Genomic DNA, 15905 nt, shown 5'->3' on the forward strand with positions numbered 1-15905 from the left:
TCAGCCCGCGTTACGCACCAACGACTGGGCGGCCCGTTCGTGCCGCATCAGCCACAGATAAAACGCTGTCACAAACACCAGCCCGACAATCCAGGAAATATCGGCACCATTCAGCAGCTTTGCTACCGGGCCTGTGTAAAGGCTGTTGGAAACAAACGGGATCTGCACAAGAATACCAAACACATAGGCCGCCAGCGCAGGCCAGCAGTAGCGGCCATACACACCACCATCCACGCGGAAGAAGGAATCCACGTCGTATTCCCCATGCCGCACCAGGTAGAAGTCGGCCAGATTGATGGCTGTCCACGGCACCATGACATAGAGCAGCAGCAGAATAAAGTTTGTATAGGTTTCAAGGAAGTTTGCTTCCGCACCCAGTGCTATCAGCAGCGAACAGCCACACAGGAACACCGCCGTGCCCGCCCGCCCGACATGCCCCGCCCGCCATGATGGCAGCAGAGTCTGCACCACGGTAATGGCCGACAGCGCCCCGCAATACAGGTTCATGGCGTTGGTGGCCGCAATACCCAGCGACAGTGCAGGGATGATAAAGACCGCAAGAGGCCCGACCTGCGTTGTCAGCGTTGTCACCACATCGCCCCCTCCGGCAATGCCGCCCAGCAGCGCCCCCAGCACCATGGGAAAGACCGACCCCAGAACACACCCGGCATAGCTGGCCCAGAACGCCTGTGTGCTGCCCGTACCCGGCGGCAGATAGCGCGAATAGTCAGACACATACGGCGCATAGGCAATCTGCCACAGGGCCGCGGTGGACATAGCGCCCAGAAAGCCCGACGCCGTAAAGTCACCATGGGCCAGTGTTGCGGCGGAAACCCCATTAACACCCAGAATCCAGATAAAGCACAGCAGCAGCGCAACGCCCGACACCAGCGTGAGCAAACGGGTATAGGCGTGGATCAGGTCATGCCCGTAAATGGTGGCGGCAAGGCTGATTGCTGCCAGCAACAAGATACAGCCTTTTTCTGGCACAGCGGTCACAACGCTATGCAACGACTGCCCCCCAAGCACCAGGTTGGAGGCAAAAAAGCCCACATACATGACAACCACAAGGCAGATGACCGCCATAGCGCCGATAGAGCCAAACTGGCCGCGTGTCTGCACCATCTGCGGCACACCAAGCTGCGGCCCCTGGGCGGCATGCAGGGCCATGAACAGCCCCCCCACCATATTGCCCAGCACCACTGCCAGCAGCGCAGGCCAGAAGGAAAGGCCAAACACGGTCGTGGACAGCGCGCCGGTAATAATGGTCAGCATCATGATGTTGGAGCCAAACCAGACCGTAAACAGGTCACGCGGGCTGCCATGCCGCTGGTCCAGCGGGATCTGGTAAATGGTGTGGGCTTCTGGCCCCCGGCTGTTTGGCACGTCTGTCATGGTTTTTACCTCTCCCTTGCTTCGGGCAAAAACTGTGCCCTTGGGCACGATGTCGGGGGACTGACCCCATTATTGCGTTATCGCAACATAGCAGGCACGGCAGGGCGCGCCCCCGCCACCCCGCCCCAAGCAGGGCGGCGGGGATGCTGCTTACTGACGCTCGGCGATGATATCCACCTCGATCAGCCATTCCGGCCGCGCAAGGGCAACAACCACAAGGCCGGTAAAGACCGGGAACACGCCTTTCATACGGCGGCCCAGCACCCGGTAGGCTGTCTCACGGTAGCGGATGTCGGTCAGGTAGACCACGACCTTGCAGATATCCTGCAAGCTGGACTCTGCTTCTTTCAAAAGCAGTTCGATATTGTCCATAATTTTTTCGGCCTGGGCTTCCGGGTCGCCCACACCCACATTCACGCGCGTATCCAAATCCTGCGCGACCTGGCCGCGCAGGTAAATGGTGTTGCGGGTCACCACCGCCTGGCACAGGTCGTTGTCCAGCGCCTGCTCGGGGTAGGTGTCCTTGGTATTGAAGGGACGGAGTCTTTTATGTGCCATTCTCAGAATATCTCCCTCTCGCCTGCCTGTTTCAGGAATACTGGTGCAGGCAGTTGCTATCTCGGAACGAATACCGCCAGCCGCTTCCCCTGTGTTCCTTCCCGTTACGGTAAAACATCCCCGGCATCAGAAAAAATAGGGAATAACGATGCTTTACCTCGGAAAAAGAAAACATGCCCCGCGCAGCTTTTCCCACAGCTTACTCATCCCCCGGCACACCGTAGGACGGGGCTGCAACCGGGTTAAGGCAACGGGTTACATAGTCATGCATCTGGGGTTGCCAGACGGCCCACAGCTCGGCCAGCGCCTGCACCGGGGCATCGGCCCAGTCCACCCGCAAGTCTGCCAGTGGCCAAGCCTGCGTATCCACCACCACCAGCCCGGCTGAACGTACGGGCCCGGCCTCCCCTCCGGCGGCAAGCCCTGCCTGCATGGCCGCAATCACCCGTGCCCCCAGTTCCTGCGACGGGTCGCTGGTTTCAAACGCCTGTACAATGGCCTGCGGCACACCGTCATGCGCCAGCAGGTTACCCGCCGACACGGCACCATGGCCCTCGTAAAACGCATGCACACCCAGCGCCTGCGGGCCAGACCACTGGGCAACGCCGCCTTTGGCGTCCACCAGGGTCATTTGCCGATAGTCGGCAAAACTACAGGACTGCACAATAATATCACGCGCCTGCATGGCCGTGGCACCAGACTGCATAAGGTCCAGCGCCCATGGCCCCAGGCGTGGGTCTGTCACATTCTGGGTGGTCACCGCCCCCACACCAGCCCGCGCAAACGCACACCGCGCCGCAACACTGGGGGAGGAGGAAGAAACAGCCACGGCAAACTGGCCTGTGCGGTCACAGCGCGCAACAAGGGAAAATGTCATGCGTTTTCTCCTTATTTTTAAAAACTGATCCAGCGCGTTTTCAGCGCTGTATAACTTTCCAGCGCATGGGCGGAAAGATCACGCCCATAGCCCGACTGCTTCATCCCGCCAAAAGGCAGGTTAGGTGCCAGAGCATCCACCGTGTTGACCGAAACTGTCCCGGCCTGCAAAGCCTGACTGACACGCAGGGCGCAGCCCAGATCGTGGGTCCAGACCGAGGCCGCCAGCCCGTAAATACTGTCATTGGCCAGGCGAATGGCCTCCTCCTCCGTGCTGAAACGGGTAATGGCCAGAACAGGACCAAAAATTTCCTCACGGAACAGCACGCTTTCTGGGGCAACATGGTCAAAAATAGTGGGGGTTACATAACAGTTCCCCGGCCCGATACTGGTGCGGGTGCCCCCGCACAGCAGTGTTGCCTCGGCCTTGCCGCGTGCAATAAAATCCATCACGCGTGCTGTGTGGGTGCTGTCCACCAGCGCCCCCATGCGGCTTTGCGACAGCAGGGGGTTGCCCGGCTGCCAGCCTGCGGCTTCCTCCAGCAGCAGAGCGATAAAACGCTCGGCTATGCTGTCCTGCACCAGCAGGCGGGCATTGGCCGAGCAGACCTCCCCCTGGTTGAAGAAGATGCCGCCAGCAGCCCGTACGGCAGCCTGTTTCAGATCCGCGCAGCTTTCAAAAACCAGATTGGCACTTTTACCGCCACATTCGGGCCAGACCTGCTTGAGGTTGGACTCGGCCGCATACCGTAAAAAGCGTTTGCCTGTCGCTGTGGAGCCCGTAAAGGCCAGCACGTCCACATCCATATGCAGGCCCAGTGCCTGACCAACATCCTCCCCCGTTCCGGGCACGACATTGAGCGCACCGGCAGGCAGGCCTGCCTGCAAGGCAAGCTGCCCAAGCCGGATGGCGCTCAGGCTGGACTGCTCGGCGGGCTTGAGCACGACGGAGTTCCCGGCCGCCAGAGCGGGGGCGCATTTCCAGCTTGCGGTATCCAGCGGGAAGTTCCACGGCACCACTGCCGCCACAACCCCCAGCGGCACGCGCTCGATCAGGGCCAGCGTGCCGGGTTCGGTCGGGGCAATTTCCCCATAGGTTTTGTCTATCAGTTCCGCATACCAGCGCCAGACAGCCGCAGCCCCCGGAATGTCCAGTGTCAGCGCGTCCTGATAGGGCTTGCCCATATCCAGACATTCCAGCAGGGCCAGTTCCTCACGGTGTTCCAGCAGCAGATCGGCCAGACGCAGCAGTACCTGCTTGCGGTGGGCCGGAGCCGTGCGGGACCAGACCCCGGACACAAAACACTGGCGGGCCGCCTGCACGGCGTCATCCACATCCTGCGGGCCACACAGGGCAACATCCCCCAGACTATCCCCTGTCACGGGGCTAAGTGCGGGAAACACCCGACCTGTGACAGAGCCACGCAGTGCCCCCCCGATCAGCGCCCTGCCTTCCACCACGGGACGGGAAAAGCCGCTTTGGGAAACAATGTCGTGCTCGGCCATGGGCATGGGGTCCTTGTGTTCCGATCCGGGATGAAGACAGGGGAAAGCCTATCATGTCATTCCTTATACGAAACATACTGTTTATGAACCTTCTGCTTCGGCTTTTCCTAAGCTCAGGGACCCAAACCCGGCAGCGCAAACGCCACCTATCACTATGGTTCCTGAAGAAATATCCAAGAAAACACGCAACAATACTCGATCAATATAAAAAGTTTTTGGTGAAGCTTTTTACAAAAAGCTTCAAACACCTTTGTCGTTTTGGAAAAGGAAATACCCAAAGGCTTTTCAGCCGGTCTAAACGCCAGACTCACCCATACCGGGAATATGCGCGTCAGACACACACGCCCGACAATGGGCCTCAAACGCGTCCAGCAGGCGAGACTTAGGAACATTGGCCAAGGTGGCTGTGCCTATGACCATAGGCCGATGTGCCCCCGCCAGCGGTACCCGCACGACCCGCCGCCCATCCAGGGCAACATCCGACCGTGGGCGCACATTGGCCAGTGTATAGCCATAACCATTGGCCACCATGGTGCGCACGACTTCCTGATGCGCTGATCGGGCGGAAATCCTTGGCTCCAGCCCGGCCTTGAAGAACAGCGCAAAAAAGTATTCGCGGCTTAATGGCAGGTCCAGCAGAATAAGCGGCTCGGCCGCAAGCTGGGTCAGACTGACTTCTGGCAGGCTGGCAAAGGGATGGCTGTCGCTGACAACCACATGGGGTGGCAGGCTGGCCAGCGGCACAAATGTAATGCCATCGGGAATCTGCAAGTCGTAGGTAATGGCAATATCAATCTCAACCCGCCGCAGCCGGTCAAGCAGCCATTCCTGATTTTCCTCAAACTGGCGGATCTGGGTTCCGGGATATGTCTCCATAAAACCATGCGCCAGTTCGGGCATGATCATGGGGGCCAATGTGACCATTGACCCGACGGACAACTGCCCCCGGATCTGGTCCGTGGCTTCGGAAGCCACAGCATACAGGCCCTCGGCCATCTGGATCACACGGCGGGCCTCTACCAGCATCTGGCGGCCCACAGGGGTCAGGGACAGACCCTGTGCGTGGTGGCGGACAAAAAGCTGTACACCTAATTCCTGCTCCAGATGGCTGATAGCCGTCGAGATGGAGGGTTGCGAAATGGACAGTCGCTCCGACGCCTGGGTGATGGAGCCACTTTCCCCTGCCGCAATAAAGTATTCAAGCTGCCGCAACGTGTAGCGCATGTCCGACCTGTACACCATCACGCCCCAACAGGCGAGCCTGTTTGCACCCTCCCGCCACGCTGGGCGGGAGGGCGCAGGCCAGACCTAGCCGCGGGCGGCGATATGCCCGGCCAGATAGTCCGCGTCGTGCCAGACACCCCAGATAAAAGGCGATGCCCGACGCGCAAGCCATGCAAGCCCGAGGAAATACAGCCCCGGCACGCGCGAGACACCCCGGTCATGCTGGGGGGTGCCTTTTTCATCAAACGTATCGGCCTGCAACCAGCCAAAATCCAGCGCGTAGCCTGTCGCCCAGATAATGGTTGTCACGCCAGCCGCAGCCAGATCGAGCGAGGCCAGCGGGTCTGTCACACAGGCAGGGTCGGGCGGCAGCACATGGGCCTGGGGCTCGGGCGGCAGGTCCAGCCCTTCCCGCGCCACATAGGCATCGGCCGCTGTCAGCATGGCCAGATAGTTGGCATCACCCAGCGCAATGTTTTTAGCCAGATCGGGGGCAAAATGCATGACACCATCAGCATAGTGTTCCGCCCGGCCAACCAGGGTCATGCCGCCTTGCGCCAGACGGCGGAAGTCAACCGTGTGCCCGCCATTGGCACCGCTGACGGCAATGGTCACGTGCTCCATATCGGGGCTGACGGTCTTGGCGTCCCACATGCCCAGCACACCCAGCCACCACACAAAATCCTTGCCACGGTAACGGCGCGGGGGACGGTCATGCGGGCCAACGGACAGGTAGACTTTGCGGCCCGCCTTCATCAGCTCTTCAGCAATCTGTGCCCCGGACGACCCCGCCCCCACCACCAGCACAGCGCCTTCGGCCAACTGGGCCGGGTTGCGATACGTTTGCGAGTGCATCTGCGCAATGCCAGCCTGTTCGGGCACAACTGTGGGGATGATAGGCCGCTGGAACGGGCCTGTGGCGGCCACAACATTGGTGGCCTCGATCACGCCGTCGGACGTTTCAACCACAAACCCGCCTTCGGCCTTGGGGGTCAGGCGCTGCACCTCCACCCCGCAGCGGATGGGGGCGTCTATCTGTTTTGAATAAGCAACAAAATAGTCAACAATGCTGTTGCGCGGGGCAAAGGCGTCGGGGTCCAGACCGTCAAACGTCATGTTGGGGAAGCGGTCGTGCCAGGCCGGGCCGTTTGCCACGAGGGAATCCCACCGTTCCGAGCGCCAGCGCTCGGCAATGCGGTGGCGCTCGACCACAAGGTGCGACACCCCGCGTTTGCTCAACTGCTCGCTCATGGCCAATCCTGCCTGGCCACCCCCGATGATGAGTGTCTCGACCTTCTCAACTGACATGCTCGGCACCTTTGTCCTGATTGTCATGGACTTTCAGCAACCATGGCTGAAAGTCTGTCTTCAAATCTGTATGGGACAGATTGGATCGGTTAAATAACAATTTCTCTCAGCTTTGATTTTGTTTTTCCTAACCCATGTCCGCTCTGCTTCATTCAGGGTCATACAGGCAGACAGCACCGCAGCCAGACACAGGGACAAAAACAGGCCGGTCTGCAAAGGCATGACCTTACCTTGCTCATCTGCTTGCAAAAGCTCTGTGCCAGAGGCGGGCCAGCCAAAGGGGCATAGCAGCGCGTGACCAGAAACAGCACCGGCTGCACCCACTGCGAAACCCGCCGATAAAAACCGCAGCCATGGGCAGCACCCCTGCCCTGCAAGCCAATAACTGCCCCCCGTTTTATGAGTACGATAGCATCTGGTTAACAGGATCAATCTGCTGTAATCGTTGGCCATGTCTTCTCGCGCGCACAGCCTGACACATCTGACGGTCTTCTGGCCGCTGGTGATGCTTGCACTGATGGCGCGGTTGCTGTTTGGCGGGGTTCTCTCCCCCATGGCTCTTCTGGATGATCCGATCAGAGACCTCACGCAGTTGAGTATTCTTTGTGATGATCACACGCCTCTTTCCGACCCGGACGGCCAGCACCACCACTCAACCAACCAGCAGGACGACAGCTTCCTGCTGGCGGAAGCACTTGAACTCCTTTTGCTGAGTGTTGTGGTCTGCCTTCTGGCAGGGCAGATAGCCACGGGTATGGCCCGGCCATGGATGTTTGCCCCCATCCGTGGCCCCCCAACGCCCCAGCGTACTTCTCTCTGCCCGCAGGGGCCACCTGCCTGACCTGACATGAAAGAGCCGCTCGTGTGCCATGGCACATGGGCTTTTTGTGCTGTTTATGCAGGTTTTCCCTTATGTTTGATAACTCTTGTAGCACACTCCCATTTTGCGGAGTGATGGTGCTTGTCGTCCTGTTCCCTGCCCCTCACGCTCTGGCCACGACGGAACAGGCAGGCCACCTGACGGGCCAGAAACACCATGGCCCCACTGCCGCACAGCCCCCCAGGACCAGCAGGCTGCCAGCCAGAACGGAACAGGTCACTGTAACGGGGGCCAACCGGGCCTCGGCCCTGACCCGCCCCGCCGGGCAGACAAGCTTTAGTTCTGAGCGGGACAATTTTGCCAACCATGTCGCCCAGAGCGTTGCGGATATGATGGTCACAATCCCCGGTGTCAGCTTTACCCAGGGCAACGGCCCCCGTGACACCAACATTTCCATCCGTGGCTCTGGCGATCGGCAGGCCTGGGGCCTTAAAAACATTCAGGTGCTGGAAGATGGCTTTCCCATGACCCAGCCCGACGGCACCGCCCGCGCCGATCTGATAGACCCGCATGCCTATGCCGGAGTAGATGTTTTTGAAGGCCCGGCCTCAACCCTTTACGGCAATTACGCCATGAACGGCGCCATCAACTTTCGCACCCGCAAGGGGGCCAGTATCAACGGTGTGGAAGTCGGGTCCGACTTTGGCAGCTTTGGCATGGTCAACAACTACGCCACACTGGGCTTTGGCAACAAACGCTATGACCTGATGATTTTTGGTAGTGATGTCCGTGGCAACGGTTTTATTGCCAACAGCAATTACAATACCTCGACCGAGAGCATGCGCCTGCGGGTCAATCTGACACCGACGGACAGGCTTATCCTCAAGTTCGTCAACAACGTGACAGATGCCTACCTGCCCGCAAGGCTGTCGCTCAACCAGTACCGTGCCAACCCCTATCAGCAGGGGTGTTACAATGCCGCCCAGGCGGCTGCCGGGTGTGCCTCCGTCAATCTGCTGGTCAACGGTCGCTATGGTGCCAGGCAGGCCATGAGCCCCCAGGCTGCGGGCCTGGGCCGCTTTGACCGCCGCACCGTAGTCGGCCTGCGCTGGGAACACGACTTTAGCCCCCACACAACATGGCGCAATCAGTTTACCTATGACCAGCGGCATATCGACCAGCCGACATCCCCCACCTCCTATGTCGGCCCCTATGATTCCTACGCTGTCAGCAGCGACATGACCAACCATGCCCAGCTTGCAGGCAGGCCGCTGGAAACATTTGCCGGTGTCAATTTTGATTATCTCGACTTCGGCTCCCAGACCTACAACATCATGCCTCTTGGCGGCGCAACCCGTGGGGCCATGAGCTCCGCCACCTATGGCCACCAGTGGAACCTGGGCGCGCGCTTTCAGGAGGACTGGCATGTCGCCCCAAACTGGCATGTGGTGGTGGGGCTGGGTGGCACCTATTCCGACATTGGGGCGATGGAAACACTGTACAGCTACTCCGCCACAACAACCAGCCAGCGCGCCATTACGGCCAGTCGCTCCTACTTCAACCTCGCCCCGGAAGGTGCGGTCATGTACACCCCGTCCAAGGACTGGACCCTGCACACCCGTGTTGGCACCGCGTATGGCACGCCATCGTCCTCCAACCTCTTCATCACCCCACAGGGCCAGTACGGCAACAACACCCAGCTCAAAAGCCAGACAAGTGTGGGCATAGACCTGGGTGCGGACTGGCACCCCTCCTCCACACTGACTGTGCAGGCAACAGGGTTTTACGAATTCTATAATAACGAACTTGTCAGCCAGTCCGCCGGGGTCAACACCGTTGGCTCCTATACTTTCAACGCCCCGGCCTCCCAACATCGGGGGGTTGTGCTGGGGGTGGAGTGGAAGCCCCTCCCCACAACCCTGCCCGGTGGCCGTGTCACGCTGAGCTATACTTACGATAATCAGGTTTACACCAATTATACGGAAGTACTGTCCAACAGCACGCTTTCACGCAGTTTCAGCCGGGCTGGCAATTTTATTCCCGGTGTTATCCCGAATTTTCTCAATGCCCGTTTCCTGTATGACCAGCCCCATGGCCCGCTGGAAGGGCTGGGAGGATACGCGGAAGTTACATGGCGTGATGCCTACTGGCTGGATAACGCCAACAGCCTGAAAGCCCCCGGTTACGCCCTGCTGAATCTGGAACTGCACTACAACCCACCCACCCGGCTTGGCTGGGCGCACAGGCTGCACTGGTATTTTGAAGTGCAGAATGTTGCCAACCAGACCTATATCGCCGGGGCCGCCAATGTCAGCGACAGCCTGCAAACCAATGGGCAGCAGGCAACCACCCAAATGCTGATGAACAGCACAGGCTCCATCTACGCAGGATCTCCGCGTGCGTATTTCGGCGGTGTGCGGGTCAGGTTTTAAGGAGGAGCGCTGTCATGCAGATTTTTACAAAACTGTGGCCAGACCAGCGGACACTCTGGCGGTGGCATTTCCTCGCCGGGTTGTTCTGCCTGCCGTTTGTGGCGTTTCTGTCGCTGACTGGCACTGTTTACCTTTTTAAACCACAGGTCGATCGTTGGATCGACTGGCCCTATGACCACATGCCAGCAGTTCTTACGGCCATGCCGGAGCAGGATGTGCTGGCCGCCCTGGCTGCGGTGCCGGGCAGCCGCTTTCTGGCCTATGAACTCCCACCATCCCGACACAGTGCCGCACGTGTCCTTGTCACCCGCCACGATGGGGAGGCCGTGCGGGTTTATGTCAACCAGAACACCCACACCATCATGAAAACCATTGTAGAAGAAAACAGGTTTGAGCGCCTTGTCTTCCACCTGCATGGGCAGCTTTTGCTTGGCAATGTGGGCTCCATCATGATGGAAATGGTTGCATCATGGACCATTGTGCTTGTCGTCACCGGCCTTCTGCTCTGGTGGCCCCGCGGCAACCGCAGGCTGGCTGGGGTGCTTTACCCCCGCATGGGCCTGACCGGCCGCGCCCGGTGGCGGGACCTGCATGCCGTAACCGGGGTCTGGACCTCGTGTTTTCTGGTACTGTTTCTGGTCTCGGGCCTGCCGTGGTCCTTTGTCTGGGGGCATGCCCTGCAATCCGTTGAGAATACAGTGGGCCGCCTGACATCGGTCAAAGACTGGGAAATTGGCTCTGTTCCCGCCAGGGTCGTAATTGCCGGGCACCCGGTCCCGGTCACCCCGCCCGCACACCACCATGATGATATGCCGGGCATGGACATGCCAGACGATACCACCCTTCAGCCTATTCCTGCCGGGCTGAGCACCGTCGTGCAGGCGGCGGGCCTGTCACTGCCTGCACCCGTACTCATCACCCCCTCAGGCACGACCTGGACCGTGCGCTCAGAGACACAAAACCGCCCCTTACGCACCAGTATAAGCATGACGCCCGATGGCCAGGTGGTTGCCCGCACCATTTTTGCGCAGAAAAACGCCATAGACCGCATGATTGCCTATGGTGTTGCCGCGCATGAAGGCCAGCTTTTCGGCTGGGTCAATCAGGCCATCAACCTGCTGGTCGCTTTAGGTCTGCTGCTCATGAGCTGGGCTGCCACCCTTTTATGGATCAGGCGCAGACCAGTCGGATCATTAGGCGTGCCGCCCCCTTTGCCATCCCAAAGGCTTGGGGTGGCAGGGCCAATCCTGCTGGCAATCCTTGCGGTGCTGCTGCCAGAACTTGGGGTGTCACTGCTTGTGCTGGCACTTGCCGCATGGGTGCTGCGTCAAACCCGCACGCTATAATCTCAGGGCTGCGGCAACAGTCGCTTGAGTTCGGCTGCAATCTGATGGGCGCTGGAATCAACCGGGATCATACCCACCAGCCGGTTCTGCCCGTCCATCAGATACAACAGAGAGCTATGGTCGACGAGATACCCCTCCCCCGTGCCAGACCGCAGCCGGGCCGAAACATGGAAGGCACGCATCACCGGCTCCAACTGGGCTTCCTCCCCTCTCAGCCCCACAATGCGGGGGGAAAAACGCTGCACATAGTCCTGCACAACCTGCGATGTATCCCGCGCAGGATCAACCGAGATAAACACAGGGATAACCCCCCGCCCCCTGCGCCCCAGTTCCTCCAGTGCCGCCGACACCGTTGCCAGCGTCAGCGGGCAGACATCCACACAATGGGTGTAGCCAAAATAGATCAGCGTATAATGGCCTTTAAAAGCCGCCTGTGTGATGCTCCGCCCGGCCCCGTCAGTCAGGACGTAAGGGCCACCAACCCGGACATGCGGGTGGCCCATCAGCACGCCGCGTAGCCCAGCGGCACCTGCCAGCAAGGCAAGGGCCACACCAAACACAGGCAGAGCCGTTTTCCAGCTCGGTCGTGTGGACGGGGTCTGTGGGCGGCGGCTTTGTGGCGTCATGCCCTCAGCATAACAAAGAACACCCCGGCTTGCAGCACAGCATTCTCATGCCTGTTCCGGTCTGGAAAAGGCCGGTATGATCCCTTGGGATGCAAAAACAGAACATGCCTTTGTGGGAGTTCCCCCCTTGTCTATCAGCGTCACCATAAACCGCACGCCAGACCCCGGAACGCCCCTGCTTCTGGCTGGTTTTTCCTTCCGCCATGACAGCCAGCTTGTTCCCGATCTGATCAGGAATATTGCCCCCATTGTGCATGGTTGGATCGCGCTGGATGACCGCCACTCATCCGCATGGTACAGTTCTGAACCCGAACGTAGAAAAGCGCTGCTACGGACCGCAAAACACTATGGTGCCGCCTGGTTCATGCCCATAGACCCAGACGAACGCCTGGAGGATGACTGGCAGCACCGTATAGACGGTTTTCTGAAAGCTGATGATCTTCCTATATGGACCTGTCAGGTTTACGAAATGTTTACCGAAACCGAGTTTCGGGTCGATGGTATCTGGGGCGGAAAAATGCGGGAAAAGCTTTTCCCCATCACCAGTGACATGCATGTTCCTGATGTGGACCTCCACTCCCTTCCGTTCATGTATGATATGGCCCGCCCACGACGCCAGACCGCTCTGGCTTTCTATCACCTGCGCGAGATCTCCCCTGTAAGACGCCAACTGCGCCGTGACCAGTACGCCTATCTGGACCCGGACCGCACAATGCAGTCTATCGGATATGACTATCTGGCCATGGAAGAGGGAGCTGTTCTGCAAAAAATATTACAAAATCGTCCATTTTCACCACTACATCAGGACGATGGGAGCCTGTGGGCCCCCGAGCTCCCACACGGGGCTGTCTGTGTCAAAGACCCTCTGCACAGCCGCATGGCGTTAATCAGACAGTTCAGAGCCTACAAAGCCGTTGAATCCGTTGCAGCCATCGCCGATGCAACCGTTGCGGACTATCCACAGGACAAAGAGGTAAGACTGTGGAGTGGCCTCCTCTGGCTCGAAGCCGGGAGACCTGAGGTCGCAACGGAACGTCTTTTACACGACTCTTTAAAACAGACGGCAGCAGCGCAGGTTTTACTCTCGCGGAGCGCACTGGCCTGTGGCAACCATGCGCTTGCACAGCAGGCAGCCGATGCGGCACTTGTCTGTGTTCCGGGCAGCCCCATAGCGTTAAAAGCCGCATCTGATGCCCGCAAAACCCACGCCAGCCACACACAGCCCAACGCCTTATGGCGACGATGGGTAAACCAAGGCACGGCCAGTATTGCTGAAGGGGCTTCCGTTCCAGAAAATACTCGTATCTGCATAATTGTTTTTGATTTGTCTAACACACAGGAGGGACTAGAGGTTATCCAATCCCTCCTTCTGCAAGACTGCGCCGTCGAGATCGTGGTCGTGCATTCAGACAGCGGGACTCTGCACACCACACTCGCTCCTGTTCTTCATGCAATACGCCTGATCGAACTCAGTGCCCAGCATCCCACTGGCGCGGTCAGAAACATCGGGATCGACGCAAGCACAGCCTCCATTATCACCTTTCTCAGCGGGGATTGTCTGGCTCTGGCTGGAACTGTGCAACAGCGTGTTCAGTTACATGCCGCCCCGGCCATGGTAGTTCCCAGCACCTTACTACCCGCCCGATCTGACACAGCAATCGGCTGGGTTTTCAGCGCCTTTCATAACCCACAGCATGAGTCTATGGGGGAGCGTTCCACCATAGGCTACGGCCCGTCCTATACGCGGCCTCTCTTTGACCTGTTCGGCTACTTTCCCACGGGCCTCACAGGTAATGAAGAGACCGCTCTGAATACACTGCTGTCCAACCGCTACCCGACCAACACAACCTCCCCCGTGGTAACACTGCACAGAGGACCAGAAACAGCCAACGCTCTGCGCTGCGCCATTGCCCGGAAAGCCGAGCAGCAGGTTCTATGGTTGCCAGTCTGGCGCAAGGCCATACAAGACGACACTGCCGCATATCAGCTGGCTAACGAGCGTATCCGCTGCCTCGACAGATCACGCGCGATCCTCACTGCGCATTTCCCTGACAACATGACCGAACCCACTATGAACCGCCTACTCGGTGTCTGTGTGACCGCACATCTTCTGGGTTTAAGACGTGGGTTGGAAAAACTGAAGTTTGCACTGGATTTATCAAATCAATCAGCGGCCATCCATGAGGAAGACCCTGAACAGGCACTGTGTCTTGCACGATCAGCTCTGTCGATTGACAGCTTCCATGCCCCTCATGCTCTGACTATTGCTAGTTTGGAGAATAAACTTGGTCATACGCAAGAAGCAATTCGTATGGCGCGGCATGGACTGACGCTGGACCCCACATCTACCGCCTTACTCTCTATGCTGTGCGCGTGTATAGGTCGGGAAATATCCCCAAGTGCTGCCCTCAACGAAGCAGAACACCAATGCATGCTCTCCCCTCAGACCACAGCGCACTGGGATGTCGCGATACAATGGGCCACGCTCATCCAGGACAGTGCCCGTGAGCAGTTTTTACAGCAGTTCAGGAGTTTTCTGACACAATAGAAAAATCAGAAACTCTTTACGTGCCCTAGCAGTTTGCGGCCTGAAGTATCATGCATTGTATCAGTCATCCACGCACTAAACTCCTGATACCGCCATAAATGCGGTACAATTGAGAGTTTCGTCTTCAAGATCTTCCACAACGCCAATACGAACACGGGCTTCAAGGCATAAGCTTACAGCTTGATCGTCAAATGCAATGCGCCCAGGCATCCTGCGGTGTGTTTCAGGCACAAAAAAACCCGCCTTTAATGGGCGGGTTTACCGTGTCTTTTCAGACGCTTATTCTATGGTTGCGGGGGCAGGATTTGAACCTGCGGCCTTCAGGTTATGAGCCTGACGAGCTACCGGGCTGCTCCACCCCGCGGGTGAGGATGTATTGATAGGGTGGTTTGGAAGACCTGGCGGCGACCGACTTTCCCGCGGCTTAAGCCGCAGTATCATAGGCGCTGGGGTTTTTCACGGCCGAGTTCGGGATGGGATCGGGTGGAACACGCCCCGCCATAGCCACCAGGTCATCCAGACCACCCTTTGGTGGTGTGGACCGGTTGGTTTTTGAGAGAGTGAGTGTATGACGTTGTGCATGGATGATTTCTGTGCACGGTCTGTCGGTTAGGACAGTGAAGGAGTGAGCCTATTGGGTGATTAGGACCAGTTAGCTGCACGTGTTACCACGCTTTCACATCTGGCCTATTAACGTGGTGGTCTACCACGACCCTTGGGGAGACCTAGTTTTGAGGTGGGTTTCCCGCTTAGATGCTTTCAGCGGTTATCCCGTCCATACTTAGCTACCCGGCTGTGCCGCTGGCGCGACAACCGGTGCACCAGAGGTATGTTCATCCCGGTCCTCTCGTACTAGGGACAAATCCTCTCAAGTCTCCAACATCCACGGCAGATAGGGACCGAACTGTCTCACGACGTTCTAAACCCAGCTCACGTACCACTTTAATCGGCGAACAGCCGAACCCTTGGGACCTGCTCCAGCCCCAGGATGTGATGAGCCGACATCGAGGTGCCAAACCTCCCCGTCGATGTGGACTCTTGGGGAGATCAGCCTGTTATCCCTAGAGTACCTTTTATCCGTTGAGCGATGGCCCTTCCACGCGGGACCACCGGATCACTATGGCCGACTTTCGTCTCTGCTCGAGCTGTCACTCTCGCAGTCAGGCGGGCTTATGCCATTGCACTCGACAGCCGGTTTCCGACCGGCCTGAGCCCACCATCGCGCGCCTCCGTTACACTTTGGGAGGCGACCGCCCCAGTCAAACT

The 15905-nt window shown here is 58.7% G+C and carries 12 protein-coding genes, 1 tRNA gene and 2 rRNA genes (1 of these 15 cut by a window edge); 4 read left to right on the forward strand and 11 right to left on the reverse strand.

Annotated elements, in window-relative coordinates; genetic code table 11:
* From FLP30_RS04435 to FLP30_RS04465, 7 genes are all read right to left on the reverse strand, one after another.
* Complete coding sequence (locus tag FLP30_RS04435) at positions 1–1395, reverse strand: purine-cytosine permease family protein (RefSeq protein WP_149278762.1); 1395 nt, start codon at positions 1393–1395, stop codon at positions 1–3.
* 150 nt (positions 1396–1545) lie between these two features.
* A complete protein-coding gene (locus tag FLP30_RS04440) occupies positions 1546–1953 on the reverse strand; it encodes a RidA family protein (protein ID WP_149278763.1) in 408 nt (135 codons plus the stop codon).
* Positions 1954–2152: 199 nt separating this feature from the next.
* Positions 2153–2830 (reverse strand): DUF1028 domain-containing protein, encoded by a 678-nt coding sequence (locus FLP30_RS04445; RefSeq protein ID WP_149278764.1) that lies wholly within the window; start codon positions 2828–2830, stop codon positions 2153–2155.
* A gap of 17 nt (positions 2831–2847) precedes the next feature.
* A complete protein-coding gene (locus FLP30_RS04450; RefSeq protein WP_149278765.1) occupies positions 2848–4335 on the reverse strand; it encodes an aldehyde dehydrogenase in 1488 nt (495 codons plus the stop codon).
* 294 nt (positions 4336–4629) lie between these two features.
* On the reverse strand, positions 4630–5577 hold the full coding sequence (locus FLP30_RS04455) for a LysR family transcriptional regulator (RefSeq protein WP_246856622.1): 948 nt from the start codon (positions 5575–5577) through the stop codon (positions 4630–4632).
* 66 nt (positions 5578–5643) lie between these two features.
* Positions 5644–6867, reverse strand: coding sequence for a flavin-containing monooxygenase (locus FLP30_RS04460; RefSeq protein ID WP_149278766.1), 1224 nt, complete (start codon positions 6865–6867; stop codon positions 5644–5646).
* A gap of 60 nt (positions 6868–6927) precedes the next feature.
* Positions 6928–7320: a hypothetical protein gene (locus tag FLP30_RS04465; RefSeq protein WP_149278767.1), complete on the reverse strand. Its 393-nt coding sequence runs from the start codon at positions 7318–7320 to the stop codon at positions 6928–6930.
* On the opposite strand from FLP30_RS04465, the gene FLP30_RS04470 reads away from it, so the two are divergent.
* The 3 genes from FLP30_RS04470 to FLP30_RS04480 all read left to right on the forward strand — a co-directional run bounded on the left by FLP30_RS04470 (position 7319) and on the right by FLP30_RS04480 (position 11465).
* Positions 7319–7708: a hypothetical protein gene (locus FLP30_RS04470; RefSeq protein ID WP_149278768.1), complete on the forward strand. Its 390-nt coding sequence runs from the start codon at positions 7319–7321 to the stop codon at positions 7706–7708. The two genes, FLP30_RS04465 and FLP30_RS04470, sit on opposite strands and share 2 nt — an antisense overlap.
* Positions 7709–7821: 113 nt before the next feature.
* Positions 7822–10119: a TonB-dependent receptor family protein gene (locus FLP30_RS04475; RefSeq protein ID WP_149278769.1), complete on the forward strand. Its 2298-nt coding sequence runs from the start codon at positions 7822–7824 to the stop codon at positions 10117–10119.
* Positions 10120–10133: 14 nt separating this feature from the next.
* On the forward strand, positions 10134–11465 hold the full coding sequence (locus FLP30_RS04480) for a PepSY-associated TM helix domain-containing protein (RefSeq protein ID WP_149278770.1): 1332 nt from the start codon (positions 10134–10136) through the stop codon (positions 11463–11465).
* Between the two features lie 2 nt (positions 11466–11467).
* Here FLP30_RS04480 and FLP30_RS04485 read toward each other — a convergent pair whose 3' ends face one another.
* Positions 11468–12091, reverse strand: a complete 624-nt coding sequence (locus tag FLP30_RS04485; protein WP_149278771.1) for an SCO family protein — start codon at positions 12089–12091, stop codon at positions 11468–11470.
* A 127-nt stretch (positions 12092–12218) separates the two neighbouring features.
* Here FLP30_RS04485 and FLP30_RS04490 point away from each other — a divergent pair, with 127 nt between their 5' ends.
* Positions 12219–14639: a glycosyltransferase family A protein gene (locus FLP30_RS04490; protein WP_149278772.1), complete on the forward strand. Its 2421-nt coding sequence runs from the start codon at positions 12219–12221 to the stop codon at positions 14637–14639.
* 287 nt (positions 14640–14926) lie between these two features.
* Here FLP30_RS04490 and FLP30_RS04495 read toward each other — a convergent pair.
* The 3 genes from FLP30_RS04495 to FLP30_RS04505 form a co-directional block, all read right to left on the reverse strand.
* A tRNA-Met gene (locus tag FLP30_RS04495) sits at positions 14927–15003 on the reverse strand.
* Between the two features lie 32 nt (positions 15004–15035).
* Positions 15036–15151 (reverse strand): 5S ribosomal RNA (gene rrf / locus FLP30_RS04500).
* A 109-nt stretch (positions 15152–15260) separates the two neighbouring features.
* Positions 15261–15905, reverse strand: a 23S ribosomal RNA gene (locus tag FLP30_RS04505) (it continues 2089 nt past the right edge of the window).

The organism is Acetobacter vaccinii, assembly GCF_008365315.1.
GTDB classification, from domain to species: domain Bacteria; phylum Pseudomonadota; class Alphaproteobacteria; order Acetobacterales; family Acetobacteraceae; genus Acetobacter; species Acetobacter vaccinii.

Coding starts and splice junctions, on each gene's coding strand:
- FLP30_RS04435 (WP_149278762.1), bottom strand. CDS start 1,395: ATGACAGACGTGCCAAACAGCCGGGGGCCAGAAGCCCACACCATTTAC.
- FLP30_RS04440 (WP_149278763.1), bottom strand. CDS start 1,953: ATGGCACATAAAAGACTCCGTCCCTTCAATACCAAGGACACCTACCCC.
- FLP30_RS04445 (WP_149278764.1), bottom strand. CDS start 2,830: ATGACATTTTCCCTTGTTGCGCGCTGTGACCGCACAGGCCAGTTTGCC.
- FLP30_RS04450 (WP_149278765.1), bottom strand. CDS start 4,335: ATGGCCGAGCACGACATTGTTTCCCAAAGCGGCTTTTCCCGTCCCGTG.
- FLP30_RS04455 (WP_246856622.1), bottom strand. CDS start 5,577: ATGGTGTACAGGTCGGACATGCGCTACACGTTGCGGCAGCTTGAATAC.
- FLP30_RS04460 (WP_149278766.1), bottom strand. CDS start 6,867: ATGTCAGTTGAGAAGGTCGAGACACTCATCATCGGGGGTGGCCAGGCA.
- FLP30_RS04470 (WP_149278768.1), top strand. CDS start 7,319: ATGTCTTCTCGCGCGCACAGCCTGACACATCTGACGGTCTTCTGGCCG.
- FLP30_RS04465 (WP_149278767.1), bottom strand. CDS start 7,320: ATGGCCAACGATTACAGCAGATTGATCCTGTTAACCAGATGCTATCGT.
- FLP30_RS04475 (WP_149278769.1), top strand. CDS start 7,822: ATGGTGCTTGTCGTCCTGTTCCCTGCCCCTCACGCTCTGGCCACGACG.
- FLP30_RS04480 (WP_149278770.1), top strand. CDS start 10,134: ATGCAGATTTTTACAAAACTGTGGCCAGACCAGCGGACACTCTGGCGG.
- FLP30_RS04485 (WP_149278771.1), bottom strand. CDS start 12,091: ATGACGCCACAAAGCCGCCGCCCACAGACCCCGTCCACACGACCGAGC.